15 protein-coding genes and 1 riboswitch are annotated in these 17,641 nt (G+C 70.8%); of the genes, 7 read left to right on the top strand and 8 right to left on the bottom strand.

Annotation, left to right across the window (positions count from 1 at the left end):
• Nucleotides 1-259: 259 nt before the first annotated feature.
• Nucleotides 260-742 carry a cupin domain-containing protein gene (locus QLQ12_RS27595; protein ID WP_282763428.1) on the bottom strand — a complete coding sequence of 161 codons (483 nt, stop codon included), beginning with the start codon at nt 740-742 and terminating at the stop codon, nt 260-262.
• A 170-nt stretch (nt 743-912) separates the two neighbouring features.
• A riboswitch (cobalamin riboswitch) is annotated at nt 913-1,129 on the top strand.
• Between the two features lie 119 nt (nt 1,130-1,248).
• Here QLQ12_RS27595 and QLQ12_RS27590 point away from each other — a divergent pair.
• Nucleotides 1,249-3,639 carry a ribonucleoside-diphosphate reductase subunit alpha gene (locus QLQ12_RS27590; RefSeq protein WP_282763427.1) on the top strand — a complete coding sequence of 797 codons (2,391 nt, stop codon included), beginning with the start codon at nt 1,249-1,251 and terminating at the stop codon, nt 3,637-3,639.
• A gap of 88 nt (nt 3,640-3,727) precedes the next feature.
• Nucleotides 3,728-4,723, top strand: a complete 996-nt coding sequence (locus QLQ12_RS27585; protein ID WP_282763507.1) for a ribonucleotide-diphosphate reductase subunit beta — start codon at nt 3,728-3,730, stop codon at nt 4,721-4,723.
• Between the two features lie 47 nt (nt 4,724-4,770).
• Here QLQ12_RS27585 and QLQ12_RS27580 read toward each other — a convergent pair whose 3' ends face one another.
• Nucleotides 4,771-5,796 (bottom strand): hypothetical protein, encoded by a 1,026-nt coding sequence (locus tag QLQ12_RS27580; protein WP_282763426.1) that lies wholly within the window; start codon nt 5,794-5,796, stop codon nt 4,771-4,773.
• 105 nt (nt 5,797-5,901) lie between these two features.
• Here QLQ12_RS27580 and QLQ12_RS27575 point away from each other — a divergent pair, with 105 nt between their 5' ends.
• The 3 genes from QLQ12_RS27575 (at nt 5,902) to ligA (ending at nt 9,191) form a co-directional block, all read left to right on the top strand.
• Nucleotides 5,902-6,546, top strand: coding sequence for a TetR/AcrR family transcriptional regulator (locus tag QLQ12_RS27575; RefSeq protein ID WP_282763425.1), 645 nt, complete (start codon nt 5,902-5,904; stop codon nt 6,544-6,546).
• Nucleotides 6,543-7,052 carry a hypothetical protein gene (locus tag QLQ12_RS27570; RefSeq protein WP_282763424.1) on the top strand — a complete coding sequence of 170 codons (510 nt, stop codon included), beginning with the start codon at nt 6,543-6,545 and terminating at the stop codon, nt 7,050-7,052. Before QLQ12_RS27575 ends, QLQ12_RS27570 begins: the two co-directional genes overlap by 4 nt.
• Before the next feature lie 132 nt (nt 7,053-7,184).
• Complete coding sequence (ligA, locus tag QLQ12_RS27565; RefSeq protein WP_282763423.1) at nt 7,185-9,191, top strand: NAD-dependent DNA ligase LigA; 2,007 nt, start codon at nt 7,185-7,187, stop codon at nt 9,189-9,191.
• A gap of 234 nt (nt 9,192-9,425) precedes the next feature.
• Here the strand turns inward: ligA and QLQ12_RS27560 are convergent, their stop codons facing one another.
• From QLQ12_RS27560 to QLQ12_RS27545, 4 genes are all read right to left on the bottom strand, one after another.
• On the bottom strand, nt 9,426-10,502 hold the full coding sequence (locus QLQ12_RS27560; protein ID WP_282763422.1) for a sensor histidine kinase: 1,077 nt from the start codon (nt 10,500-10,502) through the stop codon (nt 9,426-9,428).
• Between the two features lie 10 nt (nt 10,503-10,512).
• Entirely contained in the window at nt 10,513-11,220 is a 708-nt protein-coding gene (locus QLQ12_RS27555) for a response regulator transcription factor (protein WP_282763421.1), read from the bottom strand.
• A 28-nt stretch (nt 11,221-11,248) separates the two neighbouring features.
• Nucleotides 11,249-11,644 (bottom strand): VanZ family protein, encoded by a 396-nt coding sequence (locus tag QLQ12_RS27550; protein ID WP_282763420.1) that lies wholly within the window; start codon nt 11,642-11,644, stop codon nt 11,249-11,251.
• A gap of 128 nt (nt 11,645-11,772) precedes the next feature.
• The gene (locus QLQ12_RS27545; protein ID WP_282763418.1) at nt 11,773-13,017 is read right to left on the bottom strand and encodes a serine hydrolase domain-containing protein; all 1,245 of its coding nucleotides are present in this window, start codon (nt 13,015-13,017) and stop codon (nt 11,773-11,775) included.
• Nucleotides 13,018-13,259: 242 nt separating this feature from the next.
• Here QLQ12_RS27545 and QLQ12_RS27540 point away from each other — a divergent pair, with 242 nt between their 5' ends.
• Both QLQ12_RS27540 and QLQ12_RS27535 read left to right on the top strand, forming a co-directional pair.
• Nucleotides 13,260-14,207 carry a GlxA family transcriptional regulator gene (locus QLQ12_RS27540; protein WP_282763417.1) on the top strand — a complete coding sequence of 316 codons (948 nt, stop codon included), beginning with the start codon at nt 13,260-13,262 and terminating at the stop codon, nt 14,205-14,207.
• Complete coding sequence (locus QLQ12_RS27535) at nt 14,204-15,535, top strand: DJ-1/PfpI family protein (protein WP_282763416.1); 1,332 nt, start codon at nt 14,204-14,206, stop codon at nt 15,533-15,535. The genes QLQ12_RS27540 and QLQ12_RS27535 overlap by 4 nt, the downstream gene beginning before the upstream one ends.
• Nucleotides 15,536-15,864: 329 nt before the next feature.
• Here QLQ12_RS27535 and QLQ12_RS27530 read toward each other — a convergent pair whose 3' ends face one another.
• Both QLQ12_RS27530 and QLQ12_RS27525 read right to left on the bottom strand, forming a co-directional pair.
• Nucleotides 15,865-16,221 (bottom strand): hypothetical protein, encoded by a 357-nt coding sequence (locus QLQ12_RS27530; RefSeq protein WP_282763414.1) that lies wholly within the window; start codon nt 16,219-16,221, stop codon nt 15,865-15,867.
• Between the two features lie 320 nt (nt 16,222-16,541).
• The gene (locus tag QLQ12_RS27525; RefSeq protein ID WP_282763413.1) at nt 16,542-17,585 is read right to left on the bottom strand and encodes an alpha/beta hydrolase; all 1,044 of its coding nucleotides are present in this window, start codon (nt 17,583-17,585) and stop codon (nt 16,542-16,544) included.
• Between the last annotated feature and the right edge of the window lie 56 nt (nt 17,586-17,641).

Here is a 17,641-nt window from a genome sequence, read left to right as displayed (position 1 = left end):
TCGGGACCGAGCGTCGATACCGAGAGGGTTCGGCCGTGTGCTCTGGGTTACCGAACTGTACGAACGGCGCACTCCGAACGCGTTCTTCCCGATGGTTCGAGCGTGCCGTTGCCACGAGCGTGATCGCTCCTCCCGCGAACTGCCTGGTCCTGCCCTGCTGTACGGGAGACCCGCGGTCCCGGGATCAATGATGTGAGGATTGTTCTGGTGCCATCCGTCCGGCGGCCCCCGTGGGCCGCCGGACGGATCGAACGGCTGGTCAGAGCCAGATGTTGTCGTGTTCGAGGTAGAAGGCGGCACGCTCGTCGTCGGTCATCTCGCCGAGATGGGCCAGGCCCTCGAAATATCCCTCACGCGGCGCGCCGGGGGAGAAGTGCAGCAGCATCGACGCCGGCTCGCCCGACTCGTTCTTGAACGCGTGGATTCCGCCGATCGGAACGTGCACCCAGTCGTGCGGCTCGGCGTCGATCCACTTCTCACCGGTGTAGATCCGCATGGTGCCGGAGAGGATGTAGAAGGATTCGCTGATCGTACGGTGGAAATGGGGGTCGGGGCCGGTGACGCCGGGTCCGCACTCCCAGCGGTAGAGGCCGAAGAGGCCTCCCGTGGAGGCCCCGCTGGAGAGGTAGTGGACCCGGGTGCCGTTGTTGGGATAGATCAGCTCGGGCGGTGTGGCGGCCGGGCGATAGACGGCGTTGAGCTCCCCGGTTTCCCCGTGGTACTGCGGCGGCGGATATGTCATGGATCTATGTCTACCGGAAAGCCGGCGCCGGATTGGCGACCCCTCGTGGGAGCGTCGCGTCCGGATCGGACGGCGGCGTGCGGCAGCGCCCCGGGCGTGTCGGCGTATCGCGGAGGAGTGACAAGGTCAACACACCATGTTGGGTTATGACTTTGCATGGCCGCCCATATATGGTGTCTCACGCAGCTGGTTCGGCCGTGCCCGTCAGGGCGTGTCCGAGGCAAGAGGGAACCCGGTGTGAAACCGGGACTGCCCCGCAGCGGTGAGTGGGAACGACCGCCGTCAGAAAGCACTGGGCCTTTTCCGGCCTGGGAAGCGACGGCCAGTAGGCGACCGTCATCGGTCACGCCCGCGAGTCCGAAGACCTGCCAGCGCGCCGTACGCCACCGTGGTGTGCGGCGGTCGAAGGCCGCGTGGGACGGCCGACGCCGATCGTGTCCCCGTGGCCGGGTGCCCGGGGATTCGTTGGTGTCCGCCCCCACGCGCCGAGCTCGCGAGGAGAGGGCATGACACTCACGCCGCAGAAGACCGGTGTGCCGGAGCAGCGCAGGCACGCGATGCAGGTGCGCAAGAGAAACGGCGACCTGGAACCGGTCGACGTCAACAAGATCGTCAAAGCGGTGGAGTTGTGGGTCGCTGACCTCGACGAGGTCGACCCGCTGCGGGTGGCGACCAAGACCATCAGCGGCCTGTACGACGGTGCGACGACCGCTGAGCTGGACAAACTGTCGATCCAGACGGCCGCCGAGCTGATCGGCGAGGAGCCGCAGTACTCCCGGCTGGCGGCCCGGCTGCTGGCCGCGTACGTCGACAAGGAGGTCCGCGGGCAGGGTGTCGCGAGCTTCAGCCAGTCGATCAGGCACGCCCACGCTCTCGGTCTCATCGGCGAGGAGACGGCAGCGTTCGTGTCCCGTAACGCCCGCAAGCTCGACGACGCCATCGACGTGGCCGGTGACCTGCGGTTCGAGTACTTCGGACTGCGTACGGTCGCCGACCGGTACCTGCTGCGCCACCCGACCGACCGCACGGTCGTGGAGACCCCGCAGTACTGGCTGCTGCGCGTCGCCTGTGGTCTGTCGCAGGACGCCCGGGAGGCGATCGGCTTCTACCGGCTGATGTCGTCGCTGGCCTATCTGCCGAGCTCACCGACGTTGTTCAACTCGGGCACCCGGCACACCCAGATGTCGTCGTGTTTCCTGGTCGACTCCCCGAAGGACGAGCTCGACTCGATCTACGAGCGGTACCACCAGGTCGCGAAACTGTCGAAGTTCTCCGGTGGCATCGGCATCGCCTGGTCGCGGGTCCGGGGCCGGGGCGCCCTGATCCGCGGCACGAACGGCAAGTCGAACGGCATCGTCCCGTTCCTGAAGACCCTCGACGCCGGTGTGGCGGCGGTCAACCAGGGCGGCCGGCGAAAGGGCGCGGCCTGCGTCTATCTGGAGCCGTGGCACCCGGACATCGAGGAGTTCCTGGAACTGCGCGACAACACCGGTGAGGAGTCGCGCCGCACCCACAACCTCAATCTGGCGAACTGGATCCCGGACGAGTTCATGCGCCGGGTCGAGGCCGACGCCGAATGGTCGCTCATCGACCCGTCGGACGCGCCCGAGCTGCCCGACCTGTTCGGCGCGGAGTTCGACGAGGCGTACCGCGCGGCGGAGAAGAACGCGGTCAAAACCGTCAAGGCCCGCGATCTGTACGGGCGGATGATGCGCACCCTGGCGCAGACCGGCAACGGCTGGATGACGTTCAAGGACCGCTCCAACGCGCTGTCGAATCAGACCGGCGAGCCCGGCAACACCATTCACCTGTCGAACCTGTGCACCGAGATCCTCGAGGTCAACAACGACGACGAGACGGCCGTCTGCAACCTCGGGTCGATCAACCTGGGCGGGCACGTCACCGCGGACGGGGTCGACTGGGAGAAACTGCGGGAGACGGTGCGGACCGCGATCGTCTACCTGGACCGGGTCATCGACATCAACTATTACCCGTCGCAGCAGGCCGCGGCCTCGAACCCGCGCTGGCGGCCGGTCGGGCTCGGGTTGATGGGCCTGCAGGACGCGTTCTTCACGCTGCGGCTGCCGTTCGACTCGGCCGCGGCCCGCGAATTGTCGACGCGCGTGCAGGAGGAGATCTTCCTGACCGCGCTCGAGTCGTCGGTCGCTCTGGCCGAGCGATTCGGACCGCATCCGGCGTACTCGCAGACCCGCGCCGCGAAGGGCGAACTGCACCCCGACCTGTGGGGCGCCACCGTCTCGCAGACCGAGCGCTGGGAGGCGCTGCGTTCCTCCATCGCGACGCACGGCCTGCGCAACTCCCTGCTCATCGCGATCGCGCCGACGGCGACGATCGCGTCGATCGCCGGCGCCTACGAATGCATCGAGCCGCAGGTCTCCAACCTGTTCAAGCGCGAGACGATGTCCGGCGAGTTCCTGCAGATCAACACCTACCTGGTACGGGAACTCAAGGCCCGCGGACTGTGGACCGCCGAGATCCGCGAGCAGATCAAGCGCGCCGAAGGATCGGTGCAGGGCATCACCGAACTCCCCGACGACGTGCGGGAACTGTTCCGCACCGCGTGGGAACTGCCGCAGCGGGCCCTGATCGACCTGGCCGCGGCCCGGGCACCGTACATCGACCAGTCGCAGTCGCTGAACCTGTTCATGGCCGCTCCGACCATCAACAAGGTCTCCTCGATGTACCTCTACGCCTGGAAATCCGGTCTGAAGACCAGTTACTACCTGCGCTCGCGACCCGCGACGCGTATTCAGCAGGCCACGGTCGCGGTCGCTGCTCCAGTGGTGGCCGCCGCGCCGGTCTCGCTGATCCCGGCGCTGACCGAGGCCGAACTCTGTTCCCTGGAAAACCCCGAATCATGTGAGGCCTGCCAATGAACCTTTTTCAACCTGGCCTCGCGCCAGGGGTTACCGATAGTCCATCGGCGCCGGGCGTCCTGCCCTCGCCACGTTGAAAAAGGTTCAAATGCTGCTCGACCCCGGAATGGACCTGACCCTGCGGCCGATGAAGTACCCGCACTTCTTCGACCGGTTCAAGGACTCCATCAAGAACACCTGGACCGTGGAGGAGGTCGACCTGCACGGCGACCTCGCCGATCTCGCCAAGCTGACGCCCGCCGAACAGCACCTGGTGTCGCGGCTGGTCGCGTTCTTCGCCACCGGCGACACCATCGTGGCGAACAATCTGGTCCTCAACCTCTACCAGCACGTCAACTCGCCCGAGGGGCGCCTCTACCTGTCCCGGCAGCTGTTCGAGGAGGCCGTGCACGTCCAGTTCTATCTGAACCTGCTCGACACCTACGTGCCGGACGAGAAAGAGCGGAACGAGGCGTTCGCGGCGGTCGAGAACATTCCCTCGATCGCTCGCAAGGCCGAGTTCTGCTTCAAGTGGATCGACTCGGTCTTCGACCTGCGGGCACTGGAGACGAAAGAGCACCGGCGGGCGTTCCTGCTCAACGTGATCTGCTTCGCCGCCTGCATCGAGGGCCTGTTCTTCTACGGCGCCTTCGCGTACGTCTACTTCCTGCGCTCCCGCGGCGTCCTCCAGGGCCTGGCCTCCGGCACCAACTGGGTGTTCCGCGACGAGAGCATGCACATGGCGTTCGCGTTCGACGTGGTCGACCAGGTTCGCGCCGAGGAGCCCGACCTGTTCGACGCGCGGATGGAGCAGCAGGTCCGCGACATGTTGGCCGAAGCCGTCGAGTGCGAGGTCCAGTTCGCCGCCGACCTGCTCGAACAGGGCGTCTCCGGGATGTCGCTCGGTGACATGCGCGAGTACCTGCAGCACGTCGCCGACCGGCGGCTGGCCGCGCTCGGCATCGACCCGGTCTACGGCAGCAAGAACCCGTTCGCGTTCATGGAGCTGCAGGACGTGCAGGAGTTGTCGAACTTCTTCGAGCGGCGCGTTTCCGCGTACCAGGTGGGGGTCTCGGGCTCGGTGAGCTTCGACGACGACTTCTAGAGAGAGTCGAGCGGCCGCCCTGTTCGGGCGGCCGCTCGCGGTCGCGGTCAGACCGTGACCGGCGCGGTCTCCCGCGTGGCCGGTTCGGCGGCAGCCGGAGCCGGCCGGCGACCGGCACGCACGGCGCTCGCCACGCAGAGCAGCGCCCCGAAGGCGAGCCAGCCGAACAGCACGACGATCGGGTGGGTGGCGGCGGCGCCGTCGAAAAAGGCGGTCGAGCGCAGCAGCGAACCACCGGCGCCCGGCGGCAGGACCTGGCCCACCGCGCCGGACCAGCCGGGAAGCATCTCCGGGGCGGTGGCGACGCCGGACAGCGGGTTGCCGACCAGCATCATGACGGCCGCGCCGAGCCCGAGGCCGGCGGCGCCGAGCAGGGACTCCAGGCCGAGGAGGGTCAACGCCGTGGCGGCGATGCTGAGCGTGATCGCCCCGGCGTTGGCGAGGTAGTCGCCGCCCAGCGAACCCAGCCAGAACTGCAGGATCGCGGCCATCGCCAGGCCGCCGGTGACCGCGAAGGACAGCGCTCCGGCCACCCGGCGGCCGGTGCCCCGGAGCCGCGCGGTGAGCAGGGCGGCGGCCATGATCCCGCCGATCACCAGCGGAAGCGCCCCGGCGGCCAGTCCGGCGCCGCGCGGGTCGTCGGCGGGCAGGGCGGCGATGTCTCGTACGGCCACCGCCGGTGCGCCGCCCTGGGCCTGTGCCTGGCTCAGCGCGGTGCCGACGGCGTTCAGCGTCTGCGCGATCGCGGCGCTGGCCGCCGAGGCGGTGAGGATCTGCGGGCTGCCGGAGGTGAGGTCGATCGCCCCGTACGCCTCACGGTCCCGGATCATCTCTTCGGCGGCCGCGGTGCTGCCGACGACGGTGATCTCGAACGCGTCCGGCAGGCGCTGCTCCAGTGCGGCGGTGACCTGCTGGACAGCCGGGGCCGGGCCGGCCACGGCGATCGGGACGTCGTGGACCGAGGACCGCACGGCCGGCCAGGCGAACGCGGTGAGCAGCACGCTGATGATGACCGTGAGCAGCCCGACCGTCGCGGCGACCCGCGGCCAGGACGACGGTTTGTCGCTGGTCATGTCTCCTCCTTCGGAGGTTCATCCAAGAGAACGGTTGTTCGTTTTAAAGCGTGCGCGCCCGTCGCCCGTTTGTCAAGAACGACCGTTCGTTTTACCTTGGGACCCATGCCACGTGTCACCGACTCGCACCGTGCCGGGCGCCGCGCCGAGATCCTCACAGCCGCCGCCCGGCTCTTCGCCGACAACGGGTTCCACGCCACCTCGATGGCCGGGATCATCGCCGGATCGGGGCTGTCGGCGGGCGCCGTCTACAGCTACTTCCGCAGCAAGGAGGAACTGATCGGGGCGGTGACCGATCTCGTCTCGACCACCGCCGACGAGGTCTTCGGCGAACTCCTGGCCGACGGCGCCACCCCGTCGCCGGCCGCGGTGGTGACCGCGATGGTCGAGGAGGTCACCGAGCGCTTCATCACCGACTCCGTGATCGGCGTCGACATGAGCCGCCTGGCCGTGCAGGTGTGGGCCGAGGCGCTGCGCAACCCGGAGGTGCTCGCCCGCGCCGGCCGGGTCGTGACCGGTCTGCGCGGGCACTGCGCCGAGGTCGCCCGGCGGTGGCAGGCGGCCGGAAACCTGCCCGCCGCGGTCGTGCCGGACCAGGTGGGCGCGGCCATGCTGAGTCTCGTGCAGGGCTACATCCTCCAGCGGCTGCTGCTTCCGGGGACCGATGGGGCCTACTATGTGGCCGGGATGCAGGCCCTGCTCGCTCCGTCGTCGATGCTCGCTGCGTCCTCGGTGTCGGGAGAGACGTGATTCCGGTCTGGCTGCTCGACGTGGACGGCGTGGTCAACGCCTTCCGCTCGGGCTGGTATGCCCGGCCGCGCCTGGTGCAGGTCTACTCGGCCGCCGACGACTACGACTACCGGATCCGCTACGAACCCCGGCTGGTCGACGCGATCCGCCGCGTCCACGCCGACGGACTGGCCGAGGTGACCTGGTGCAGCACATGGTGCAGTGACGCCGCCGCGCTGGAGGATGCTCTCGGCCTGCCCACCCTGCCCCGCGCTTTCACCGAGCAGGTGGGAGGGGCCGCCGTCTGTGCGGCGAAGCTGGCCGCGGCGCGGCGGGTCCTCGCCGCGGGCCGCCGGCTGGTGTGGACCGACGACGTCGAGGTCGGCCATCATGCCGACGACTGCGCGACCTGGGCGGCGAGCGGGTGGCGCTGCCGATCGGGCCCGACGAGAGCCGTGGTCTGCGCCCGCGCGATCTGCGCCGCATCGAGCAATTCCTGGGCCGCTAGGCATCGAGCCCGCTGCTGATCGCGTGCGCCGCGACCGGTCTGTGAGGGTTCGCGCAGCTCAACGGCGCGTCAGGGGATCGCTCGGCGCTCGCCCGGGGCGACCGGATCGGAACCGGCGATTTTTGTCAGACCTCGGCCGTACCCTTCCGGCATGGTCAATCGTTCACCGGAAAACGCCGCCTTCGCTGACCGCGCCGAGTTCGACGAGGCGGTGGATCAGGCGCGGCGCGCGGCTCAGCTCTATTACGACACCGGCGACGCCGTGATGACCGACGCTGACTACGACGTGCTGGCCGACCGGATCGCGGCGTCCGTCGCGGCGCACCCCGAGTGGGACGACCAGGGCGTCACCACCGCAGTGGCCGCGGGGGCCTCTGCCGGTGGCGACGTGCGGCATCCGACGGCCATGCTGTCGCTCGACAAGATCAAGACCCATGACGAGGTGACGGCGTTCGTCGCCACCCTCGGCGGCGACGGCTGCCTGGTCGAGGTCAAACTCGACGGGCTCGCGATCCGCGCCGAATATGTGGCGGGCAAGCTCACCCTGGCCGCGCTGCGCGGCGACGGCGCCACCGGTGAAGACGTGACCGCCCAGGTGCGCCGGGGCATCGCCGGGCTGCCGTCCGAGCTGTCCACGCCATGGACGGGCGAGGTGCGCGGCGAGGTCTACATGACGGTCGACGACTTCGAGGCGGCCAGCGCCAACCGGGTCGCGGCCGGTGGCAAGGCGTTCGTCAACTCGCGCGGCGCGGTCGCCGGGGCGATCCGCAGCATAGACCGGGCCTACGAGGCCCCGATGACCTTCGCGACCTACGAGATCACCGGTGCGGGCGTCGACCCGTCCGGCACCCACCTCGGGCGGATGGACCGGGCCGAGGAGCTCGGGTTCCCGGCGGCGTGCCGGCTGATCCCCGAGGTCGCGGGCGAGTGCTTCACCGCCGAGCAGGTCATCACGGCGATCGACCTGATCGGAGCGCAACGGGCGACCCTGGAGTTCCCCATCGACGGCGCCGTCATCAAGGCGAACGCGGAGGGCACCCGCCGCCGGCTCGGCCTGGCGAGCCGCACGCCCTATTGGGCGGTCGCCTTCAAATATCCGCCCGACACCGCCTCCACCGTGCTGCGCGACATCGAGGTGCGGGTCGGCCGGACCGGCCGGATCAGCCTGCGCGCCGTCATCGATCCGGTGCAGGTCGGCGGCACCACCGTCACCAAGGCCACCCTGCACAACCCGCAGTGGGTCGCCGAGCAGGGCCTCGCCATCGGGCAGACGGTCGCGGTCTGGCGGGCCGGCGACGTCATCCCCCGCGTCACCTCGCCGATCGGTGACCAGCCGCACGGGCTCACCCCGTGGGTGGCGCCCGAGGTGTGCCCCCAGTGCGGCGAGGCCTGGGACAAGACGAGCCTTCTCTGGCGGTGCCACACCGCCTCGTGCGCGGCGGCGAACGCGCTGGCCTACTGGTGCAGCCGCGAAGCCCTCGACGTCGACGGGGCCGGCGACTCGTTCTGCGACGCCGTGATCGAGGCCGGGCTGGCCCGCAACGTCGCCGACCTCTACGCCCTGACCGTCGACGACATCGCCGAGCTCCCGGTCGGCAAGACCATCGCCGGCGGCACGGTGATGCTCGGCCGTGCCAACGCCGAGCGGATCATCGCCGGCCTGGAAGCCAGCAAGCGGCAACCGTTCAACCGGGTCGTCACCGGCCTCGGCATCCGGATGACCGGGCGCAGTGTCGGCCGCTGGCTGGCCGCCCGGTTCAAGTCGATGGCCGCGCTGCGCGCGGCGACCGTCGAGGAGATCGCCGAGATCGACAAGATGGGCCTGATCAAGGCCCAGCACGTGGTCGACGGCCTGGTCGCGATGGGCGAGGTGATCGACCGCCTGACCGGCCACGGCCTGACCATGGAGGTCGTCGACGACGGCGGTGCGAAGCCCCTGGCCGGGCAGACCTACGTGGTGTCGGGCTCGGTGCCCGGCTTCACCCGCACCACGGTCAGCGAGCGGATCGAGGCGCTGGGCGGTTCCGCGAGCAGCAGCGTCTCGGCGAAGACGACGGCTCTGGTGACGGCCGAGACCACCACCGCCAAGGCGAAGAAGGCCGCTCAACTGGGCATCCCGGTCATCGACCCGGAGGAGTTCGCCCGCATGCTCGCCTGACCTCGTGCCTCCACTCGCGGCCGGGTTCGCGCGGGCCGGGTTCGCTTGGACGGGCCGGGCCCGGGTAGGCCCCTGCACGCAGTTCGTGCAGTTGTCTCGATAACCCACGCGCGGGTCGCGCATGGGTTATCGAGCCCAGGCCTGACGCGAGTCGCGACGCCGGCTCGACGCTTTGACCGGCCGACTCTGCGGCGGCCACCGGATCGTTGAGGGCGCCCGCCCGGGGGAAGGTGCCTATGACGTTCCCGGAAGCCGGACAGTGACCACGAGACCGCCCGCCGCGCCGGGAACGAGGTCGAGGGTCCCGTCATGGGCGCGGACGATGCTGTGCACGATGGCGAGGCCGAGGCCGACGCCGGCGTGCTCGTCGGTGCGCACGCGTTCGGTTCCACGGTGGAAGGGCTCGGTGAGGGTCGGCACCAGTTCGGGCGGGAGGGGCTGACCCGTGTTCTCGACACGCAGCACGCTCGTGTCGCCGTGCGTTTCGGTGTGGACCGTCACGGCGCCGCCATCGGGGAGGTTGTGGACGACGGCGTTCTGGATGAGGTTCGTCGCCATCCGCAACAGGAGCTCGGCGGAGCCGCTGGTCCAGGCCGCCCCGCCGGTGACGTCCAGCGCGATCCGGCGCCGTTCGGCGAGGGGGAGCAGCGTTTCGGCGGCCTCTTCGGCGATGAGGGAGAGGTCGACGCCCTCGCGGGTGAAGTTTCCGCGGTCGCCGCGGCTGAGCAGCAGGAGAGCCTCGGTGAGGTCGATCGCCCGGGTGTTGACAGTGTGCAGGCGTTCGATGAGCTCGGCTCGTACCCGCGTGGGGTCCTTGCGGGCGACGTCGAGGAGCGTCCGCGAGATCGCCAGGGGAGTGCGCAGTTCGTGGGAGGCGTTGGCCGCGAACCTCCGCTGTTCGGCGACGTGCGCTTCGAGCCGCGCCAGCATGGCGTCGAAGGCGTCGGCGAGGTCACGGAACTCGTCCCCGCGGCCCGGCAGCCGGATGCGGTGGGCGAGCGATCCGGCGGCCGCGGTGCGCGTGGCGGCCGTGATGCGCGACAGCGGCGCGAGCATGCGACCGGCCAGAACCCAGCCTCCCCCGAGGCCGAAGACCAGGAGAAACGCCATCACCGCCGCCGCCGGCGGGGCGAAGACACGCACAAGTCTGGACCGGACAGGGAAGACACCGGTGGGGGCCGTGTCGCTCAGCAGGATGGCACGGTCGGGGACGTAACGCAGGAGGAACACCCACACGGCGGCGAGCAGTAGGACGCCCGCGACCATGAGGAACCCGGCGTAGCTGAGGGTGAGCTTGAGACGAACACTCAACCCGGGGGCCCTACCCACGGTCTTCCGCCTCGCGGCTCGTGCCGGGCCGAGTGCCGGGCTGAGTGTCGATGCGGTAACCGGCACCGGCGACGGTGGCGATGACCCAGGGTTCGCCGAGGCGTTTGCGCAGTGCCGAGACCGTGATGCGCACGGCGTTGGTGAGCGGGTCGGCGTTCTCGTCCCAAGCCCGTTCCAGCAGCTCTTCGGCGCTGACGATGCCGCCCTCGGCGGCGACGAGGACTTCCAGCACGGCGAACTGCTTGCGGGTGAGCGCGACGTATCGTCCGGCGCGGAAGACCTCCCGGCGGAAGGGGTCGAGCCGCAGGCCCGCGATCTCGCGGACCGGGGGCCGGGCGTACGCGCGCCTGCGGTCGAGCGCCCTCAGCCGCAGGACGAGTTCCCGCAGCTCGAACGGTTTGGTGAGGTAGTCGTCGGCGCCGAGCTCGAAGCCGGAGGCCTTGTCGTCGATCCGGTCGGCAGCGGTGAGCATGAGGATCGGGATGCCGCTGCCCGACGCGACGATGTGCCGGGCGACCTCGTCGCCGGAGGGGCCGGGAATGTCGCGGTCGAGGACCGCGAGGTCGTAGCAGTTGACGCTGAGCAGCTCCATCGCGGTGTCGCCGTCGCCGGCGATGTCGGCGGCGATCGCCTCCAGCCGCAGACCGTCCCGGACGGCTTCGGCCAGGTAGGGCTCGTCCTCCACGATCAGTACGCGCATGCCCGGAGCCTACGATTCGAGGAGAACATCATCGAGGTGTGCACACCGGGCCCGCGCCGAGCGCCACGATCCGTGGCACGGACGCCCACGCCGCGAAGCGCATCGGAGCGAAGAACCCCAGCGCCGCGAAGATCAGCAGGTTGCCGACGACCCCGACAGGGCCCATCGTCACCAGGTCACGCAGCGGGATCAGGCTCAGCCGGCCGGGGACGACGCCGGTCCCCGGGCCCGGCATCATGAACAGCACACCGTTCTCCGTATCGAAGCAACCCTGCCACCGCCCGGCCATGCAGCGGGGAGCGGACATCAGGAGCGGCCGCCGCCCGGCGAACGCCGCGCCCACCAGGCCGAGGACCGCCAGGCTGAGGAGCACTGTCCCGTGCGTGCGGCGGTGCGGCGCGGACCGGGATCTGCTGCGGCTCATGCCCCCATCGAAGCCGGAGGGCCGTTGCGGTGGCGTATGCGATTCTCCATACGTCCGCGATACCCGGGGCGCGTGCCCGGCCCGTCGAGCTTTCGAAGATCTGCTCGCCGTGTCTGCCGCCGGCTGTTTCAGCCGCCCGACCCGCCGCCGGGCGAAGCCCCGGTGACGGCCTGCGTCTCCCGGCCGATCAGGTCCCGCAGTGACACGCCGTCGGCGTCGCGGTTGGCGAGGATGACGCCGACCCAGCCGGTGTCCGGGTAGATGCTCCAGTTGGCGCCGACACCGGGGTTGCCGCCGGCACGCTGGAACACCCACTGTCCGTTGACGATGTCGATCGCGAGCCCGTACGCCCCGAACGACGCCGGCCCGTGGGGCACCTTGGCGGCGGTGAGCACGTCGGCCCAGGGCCGGTCCAGCACCGTGCCGTCGCCCAGCGCGCGTGCGAACCGGACCAGGTCCGGCGCGGTGGCGAAACCACCGTCCCCGATGGCGTCGATAAAGGCACGGCCCGGATTTCTGCCGAGGACGTATTCGTAGGGGCTGCCCTTGTCCAGGTTGCGGAGGGCGTCCACGTAGCTGCCGTCCGCCAGTTTCATGTAAGGGTGTGCGATGTGCGCGTCGGTCAGCCACTGTGGCCGGGTGTAGAACGCCGAGGCGGTCATGCCGCAGCGCCGGAAGATGTTCTCCTCGACGTAGTCCCAGTACGTCATGCCACTCACGGCCTCCACGATCAGCGCGGGAACGACGGTCTCAGCCCCGGCGTGAAAGGTGTTGGGAAGGCCGGGGGTGGCCACCAGCTTCGCCTGCCGGGCCCACCGCTCCTGGTACTGGTGGACCTCCTCCCGGCTCCGGAAGACCCGGTGGATGTCCTGGTCGGGAGTGTTCATCCCGGAGGTGCCGGAGAGCATGTGGTGGATGGTCACCTTTTCGGCGATGTCCCGGGCGAAGCCCGACAGGTGCTTCCCGACCGGGTCCGACAGCTGTAGCCTGCCCCGCTGCGCCAGTTGCAGGATGGCTATCGCGTTGAACGGCTTGCCCGCCGAACTCAGGGTGAACGCGGTGCCCTCGTGGTTGCGGATCCCCCTCTCCTTGTCGGCCATGCCGTAGCTGCGGGACAGCACCGTCCGGCCTCGGTGCGACAGCAGCACCACACCAGAGAACCGGCCCTCGGCGGCCAGCCGTTCCACGTACCGGTCGTAGGCGCCACCGGGCAGGGTGTCCGGCGGAAACCGGTCGGGCGCAGCGAGGGTCGCGCCGGCGTCGCTGGCCCCGGAGTTCGCCAGCGGGTTGGCGGCCACCGCGCCGGCGGCCGCCAGCCCACCCCAGGTGACCAGCCGCCGCCGGTCGATGCCACGTGCGAAATCCGAATCCATGATCACGCTCGTTTCCCGGTCGACGAGTCCTGCACTGACAGTGATGCGATCTGGCTCATTCCTCCACCTAAGACGCGCGGCCGTTGCGGTGGCGTATGCGATTCCCGATACGCCCGCGATACAAGGTCCGGTCGCATCCCGCGCAACGCCGTCGCGGACACAGCTCGTGAGTGCCGGATCCGTCCGCTGGACGGCCTGCCGGACCCTCCACCGGACGGTGCGGTTCACCTAGCGTGTCTGCTGTGAGCAGCGAACATCGGGTGATCGTGCTGGTGCTGCCGGACGTCAACCTGCTCGACCTGGGTGGACCCGTGCAGGCCTTCGACACGGCCGCGCAGCGGGGCGCCGGGTACCGGCTGGAATTCGTGGCGGCCGACCCCGGCGAGATCACCTCGGCGCAAGGGTTGCGGCTGGCGGGGCTCGGCCCGCTGCCCGCCGCCGGACCGGGCGACCTGATCCTCATCCCGGGTCCGCGGTTGCGGCCGCCCGGCCCGCGGATCCCGGCCGCCGTGACCACCTGGGTCCGGGACGCGGTGCGTGCCGGGGCGCGAGCCGCCTCGGTGTGCACCGGAGCCGCCGTGCTCGCCGAGGCGGGACTCCTCGACGGGCGGCGGTGCACCACGCACTGGTCACTGATCGACCTGATGCGCGAGCGGTACCCGGCGGCGCGGGTACGCGAAGCGGTGCTCTACGTCCACGACGGCCCGGTCAGCACGAGCGCCGGGATCGCCGCCGGCATCGACCTGGCACTGTCGCTGATCGAACGCGACCACGGGCCGTCCCTGACCGCCGCGGTCGCTCGTGACCTGGTCGTCTACCTGCGGCGGGACGGGTCGCAGCGGCAGATCAGCCCATTCCTCGACCATCGTGGACACCTGCACCCGGGCGTGCACCGGGTGCAGGACCACCTCGCCCAGCACCTCGACGCGCCGCACACGCTCGGCGACCTGGCCCGGATGGCGAACCTGTCACCGCGCGGGCTGAGCCGGGCCTTCACCACGGCGACCGGCTGCACCCCGCTGGAGTACCAGCAGCGGCTGCGCCTCGACCTGGCCGCGAACCTGCTCGCCGAGACCACCCTGACCGTCGAAGCGGTCGCGGCCCGGTGCGGGTTCCGCGACGCCCGCCACTTCCGGCGGCTGTACGGCACCCGCTACGGCAAGTCGCCGTCGGCGGGCCGCCCCACATGACTCTGGAGATCACTGTGCGCCGTGTCCTGCTCTGCCTGTCCGGAATCGTGCTGGCCACCGCCGTTCTCGGTGCCGCCGTCACCGCGGGCGTGACCGCCACCATGCGTGACGGCTATCCGGGTGAGAGCGCCGAGACCGGCGACTGGCCGGCGCCACGCGGCGTGCCCGCCGGATCGACGGTCGTCGCCGTGGCCCTCGGCACGAGCGGGACGGTGGTGAGCGACGCGCTGCTGCCGTACGAAGCCCTCGCCCGGGTGCCCGGGTTCTTCGTCTACACGGTGGCCGAACACCGGCGCCCGGTCCCGCTCTCCGGCGGCCTGCGCGCCGTCGCCGAACACACTTTCGCCACCGCCCCCGAGCCCGACGTCGTGGTGGTGCCCGCCATCGTCGAGCGGGAACCGGCGCTGCGGGACTGGCTGGGCGCGCGGGACGCGTACATCCTCGGAGTCTGTGCCGGAGCGGAAGTGCTCGCCGACGCCGGTCTCCTCGCCGGGCGCCGGGCGACCTCGTTCTGGCAGCGCCTCGGCGCTCTCCGGGATCGCTACCCCGAGACCGCTTGGGTGGCGGGGGAGCGGTTCGTGGAAGACGGCCGGATCATCACGACCGCCGGTGTCACCTCCGGCCTGGCCGGGTCGCTGCGCCTGATCGAACTGCTGGCCGGTCCGGCCGAAGCCGTCCGGGTCGGCCGGGAGGTGTCCTACCGCGACTGGACACCGGGCGCGCCCACCGGCATCGCGCCGCAGAGCGTGGCCGTCGCGGACCTCCCGTACGCCCTCAACGCCGCTTTTCCCTGGCTACGCCCCGTCGTCGGCATCGGCCTGACCGACGGCGCCGGCGAGATCGACATCGCGGCGGCGTTCGAGGCGTACGCCGGAACGTCCTTCGCCGCCCGGGCGGTGCCGGTCGCCGCCCAGCCCACCGTGACCACCCGCCACGGCCTGCTGTTGACCGCCGGGCCGGCACGGGTGGATCGGCTCATCGTGCCCGGCGCCGACCACCCCGGCCCGGCGCTGAGCGGCTGGGCGGCCGACCGCGGCCTCGACGTCAGCCTGCCGCACGCCGGCCGGCGGCCTGGCGAGTTCGCCCTCGACCCGCTTCTGCTCGACCTCGCCACTCACTCTGACCGGGCGACCGCCCACACGACGGCCAAGTACATCGAGTACCCGGCCGGACATCTGCACCTCACCGGACCGGCCTGGCCGTGGCGGCCGACCCTGCTCGGGCTCTCGGCGCTCACGCTCGCGGCCGGCGCGGGCCTGCTCCCGGCGGTGATAGCCCGCCGCAACCGCAAGAGGCGGTCTTGCTCCGACAGCGATCGCCGGCCGTGACCTCGCGGGTGGGCTGGTTTCGGGCGGTGATTGACGGCGTGACTCGGCAGGGTGGGCTGGTATCGGGCGGTGATCGTCGAAGGTGACTCGACAGGGCGGCCGGGCACGGGACAGCAGGCGGTCGGTGGACTCCGTCCAACGGAGATCCGCAGGCTGACGACGTTCGAGGGACCGAAGGCCACGCCTGGTACCAGGCGTGGCATGCCAGTGCGATAGCGGACCGGCACGCGGCACTGGTCACCGCCCGCGACACCTGACGACGGTCACTGGCCGGCAACGACACCAACCACAACCGGCACCGTGAGGCCGGGGCGCCTGGGCCGGCCGTGTCAGTTGCACATGATCAGGAGTCGGCCGATCAGGCAGCAGCAGCCGGCGACGGAGAGACCGATCGCGATCATCGCCCGCGCGATAGCGCTGAACCAGCCGTTCCAGCCCCGGTGGGTGATGGGGAGGAACTGTTCCAGGGTGGTCAGAGCGATCCAGCCGAGGCCCATCACCGCCAGGTTGAGGTCCCAGACGGGGTCGTCGAAGGCGCTGACGTTGCCCGCGGCGTGGTAGTTGGAGCAGTCCTCCTGCCTGGTGACCGGGTCCAGCGCCACGATCACCGTCACGATCGCCAGGCCCCCGGCCAGGAGCGCCCAGAATCCGCGCAGTGGATGCCCACGTCCTTGATCATCTGCCACCGGGCCACAGTAGGAGCCCGGCGCACACCGCGACTCTCCGGCGGCGCCCAGCGCGACCGAGCGCCCGAGACCGAGGAACCAGACATCACCTGGCCATGGCGGCGAGGTGTGGTGGCCGGTCCTGGCGTCGTCTGGCCAGGGCGGTGTGGTGTGGTGGCCGGTCCTGGCGTCGCCTGGCCAGGGCGGTGTGGTGTGGTGGCCGGTCCTCGCGTCGCCTGGCCAGGACGGTGAGGTGCGTTGCCGGGTCCCGGCGTCGCCCGCCCACGGTTTTGAGGAACGTGGCCGGCCCCAGCGGGCGAGTTGCTCGAGAGTGTCCACGTTCACCGCGGGTCACCCTCCGGGCGGCCGGCGGCGACCGCGGCCATCGCCCGCAACGCGGGAGAGCCGGGGGCGAAGTAGCCGTCGTGACCGTCGGCGTTGGCGCACGGCAGCGTCAGCGCGCCGAATTCGGGATCGGACGGCAGACGGCCGTGCCCGAGGCCGAGCACCTGCACGCCGGGAACACGACGGATCCAGTCGCCGTCCGAGGTGCACTCCCACACCCGGGCCGCGGTGCGCAGTTCGGCGCGGCCGCTGACGCCCATCCCGGGACTGCCGACGGCGACAAGGTCGGTGACCCGGCCGGACAGGTGCGGGGCGGCGAGGCCGGCGACGGTGGAGCCGTAGCTGTGACCGATCACCGCAGCCGTCCGCCCGGGGTGCCCGAGCAGGAGACCGTCGATGAACCGGTCGAGCGCGACGGCCCCCGCGGCCGCCCGGTCCTCGCGCACCGAGTCACGGCTCACGCCCTCGGGCGGGTCGTAACCCAGCCAGGCCACCACCGCGACCCGAGCGTCCGGATCGGCGGCCCGGATGCCGTCATGGAGCTGCCGTGCCTGCCAGGCGGGTGACCGCCGCTCGACGCCGCCGAGCCCGGTGTCGAAATTGGCCAGATCGTTGGCCACCCCTGGCAGCAGCAGCACCAGCCGGTCAGCGGTGTCCAGGTCGCCCAGCACCTCGACGATGCGGCCGTCGGCACGGTCGTCGAAGGCGAGGATCTGCCGGCTCCCGGCCAGCGGATGACGGATCTGGTTGGCGGCGTAGCGCAGGACGGCAGGGGCGCCGTCGAGGTTGCCGACGATCTCCGGGAAGCGCTGGGCGAGCGCCGACGCCTCGGCCGGCGTGAGACGGGCGAAGAACGCGGCCACCTGCTCGGCCGTGGCAGCGCCTGGGTCGGGTGGGGAGAGCGGGTCGGCCAGCCAACCGGGAACCGTGGCCGGCGGCAGCGACCCGCTCAGGCCGAGCAGCGAGCCGCTGAGCACGGCGAGGCCGGCGAGGGAGGCTGCCACCAGGACATTCCGGTATGTGACCGCGGTGTGAGGCATGCATTGAGCCTGGTCAGGACGGGCGCTGGGCACAGTCGAGCGGGCACCCCGCTGAT

It is taken from the genome of Actinoplanes sandaracinus (assembly GCF_030009775.1).
Lineage (GTDB): Bacteria > Actinomycetota > Actinomycetes > Mycobacteriales > Micromonosporaceae > Actinoplanes > Actinoplanes sandaracinus.
This window is presented reverse-complemented; position numbering and strand designations above follow the sequence as displayed.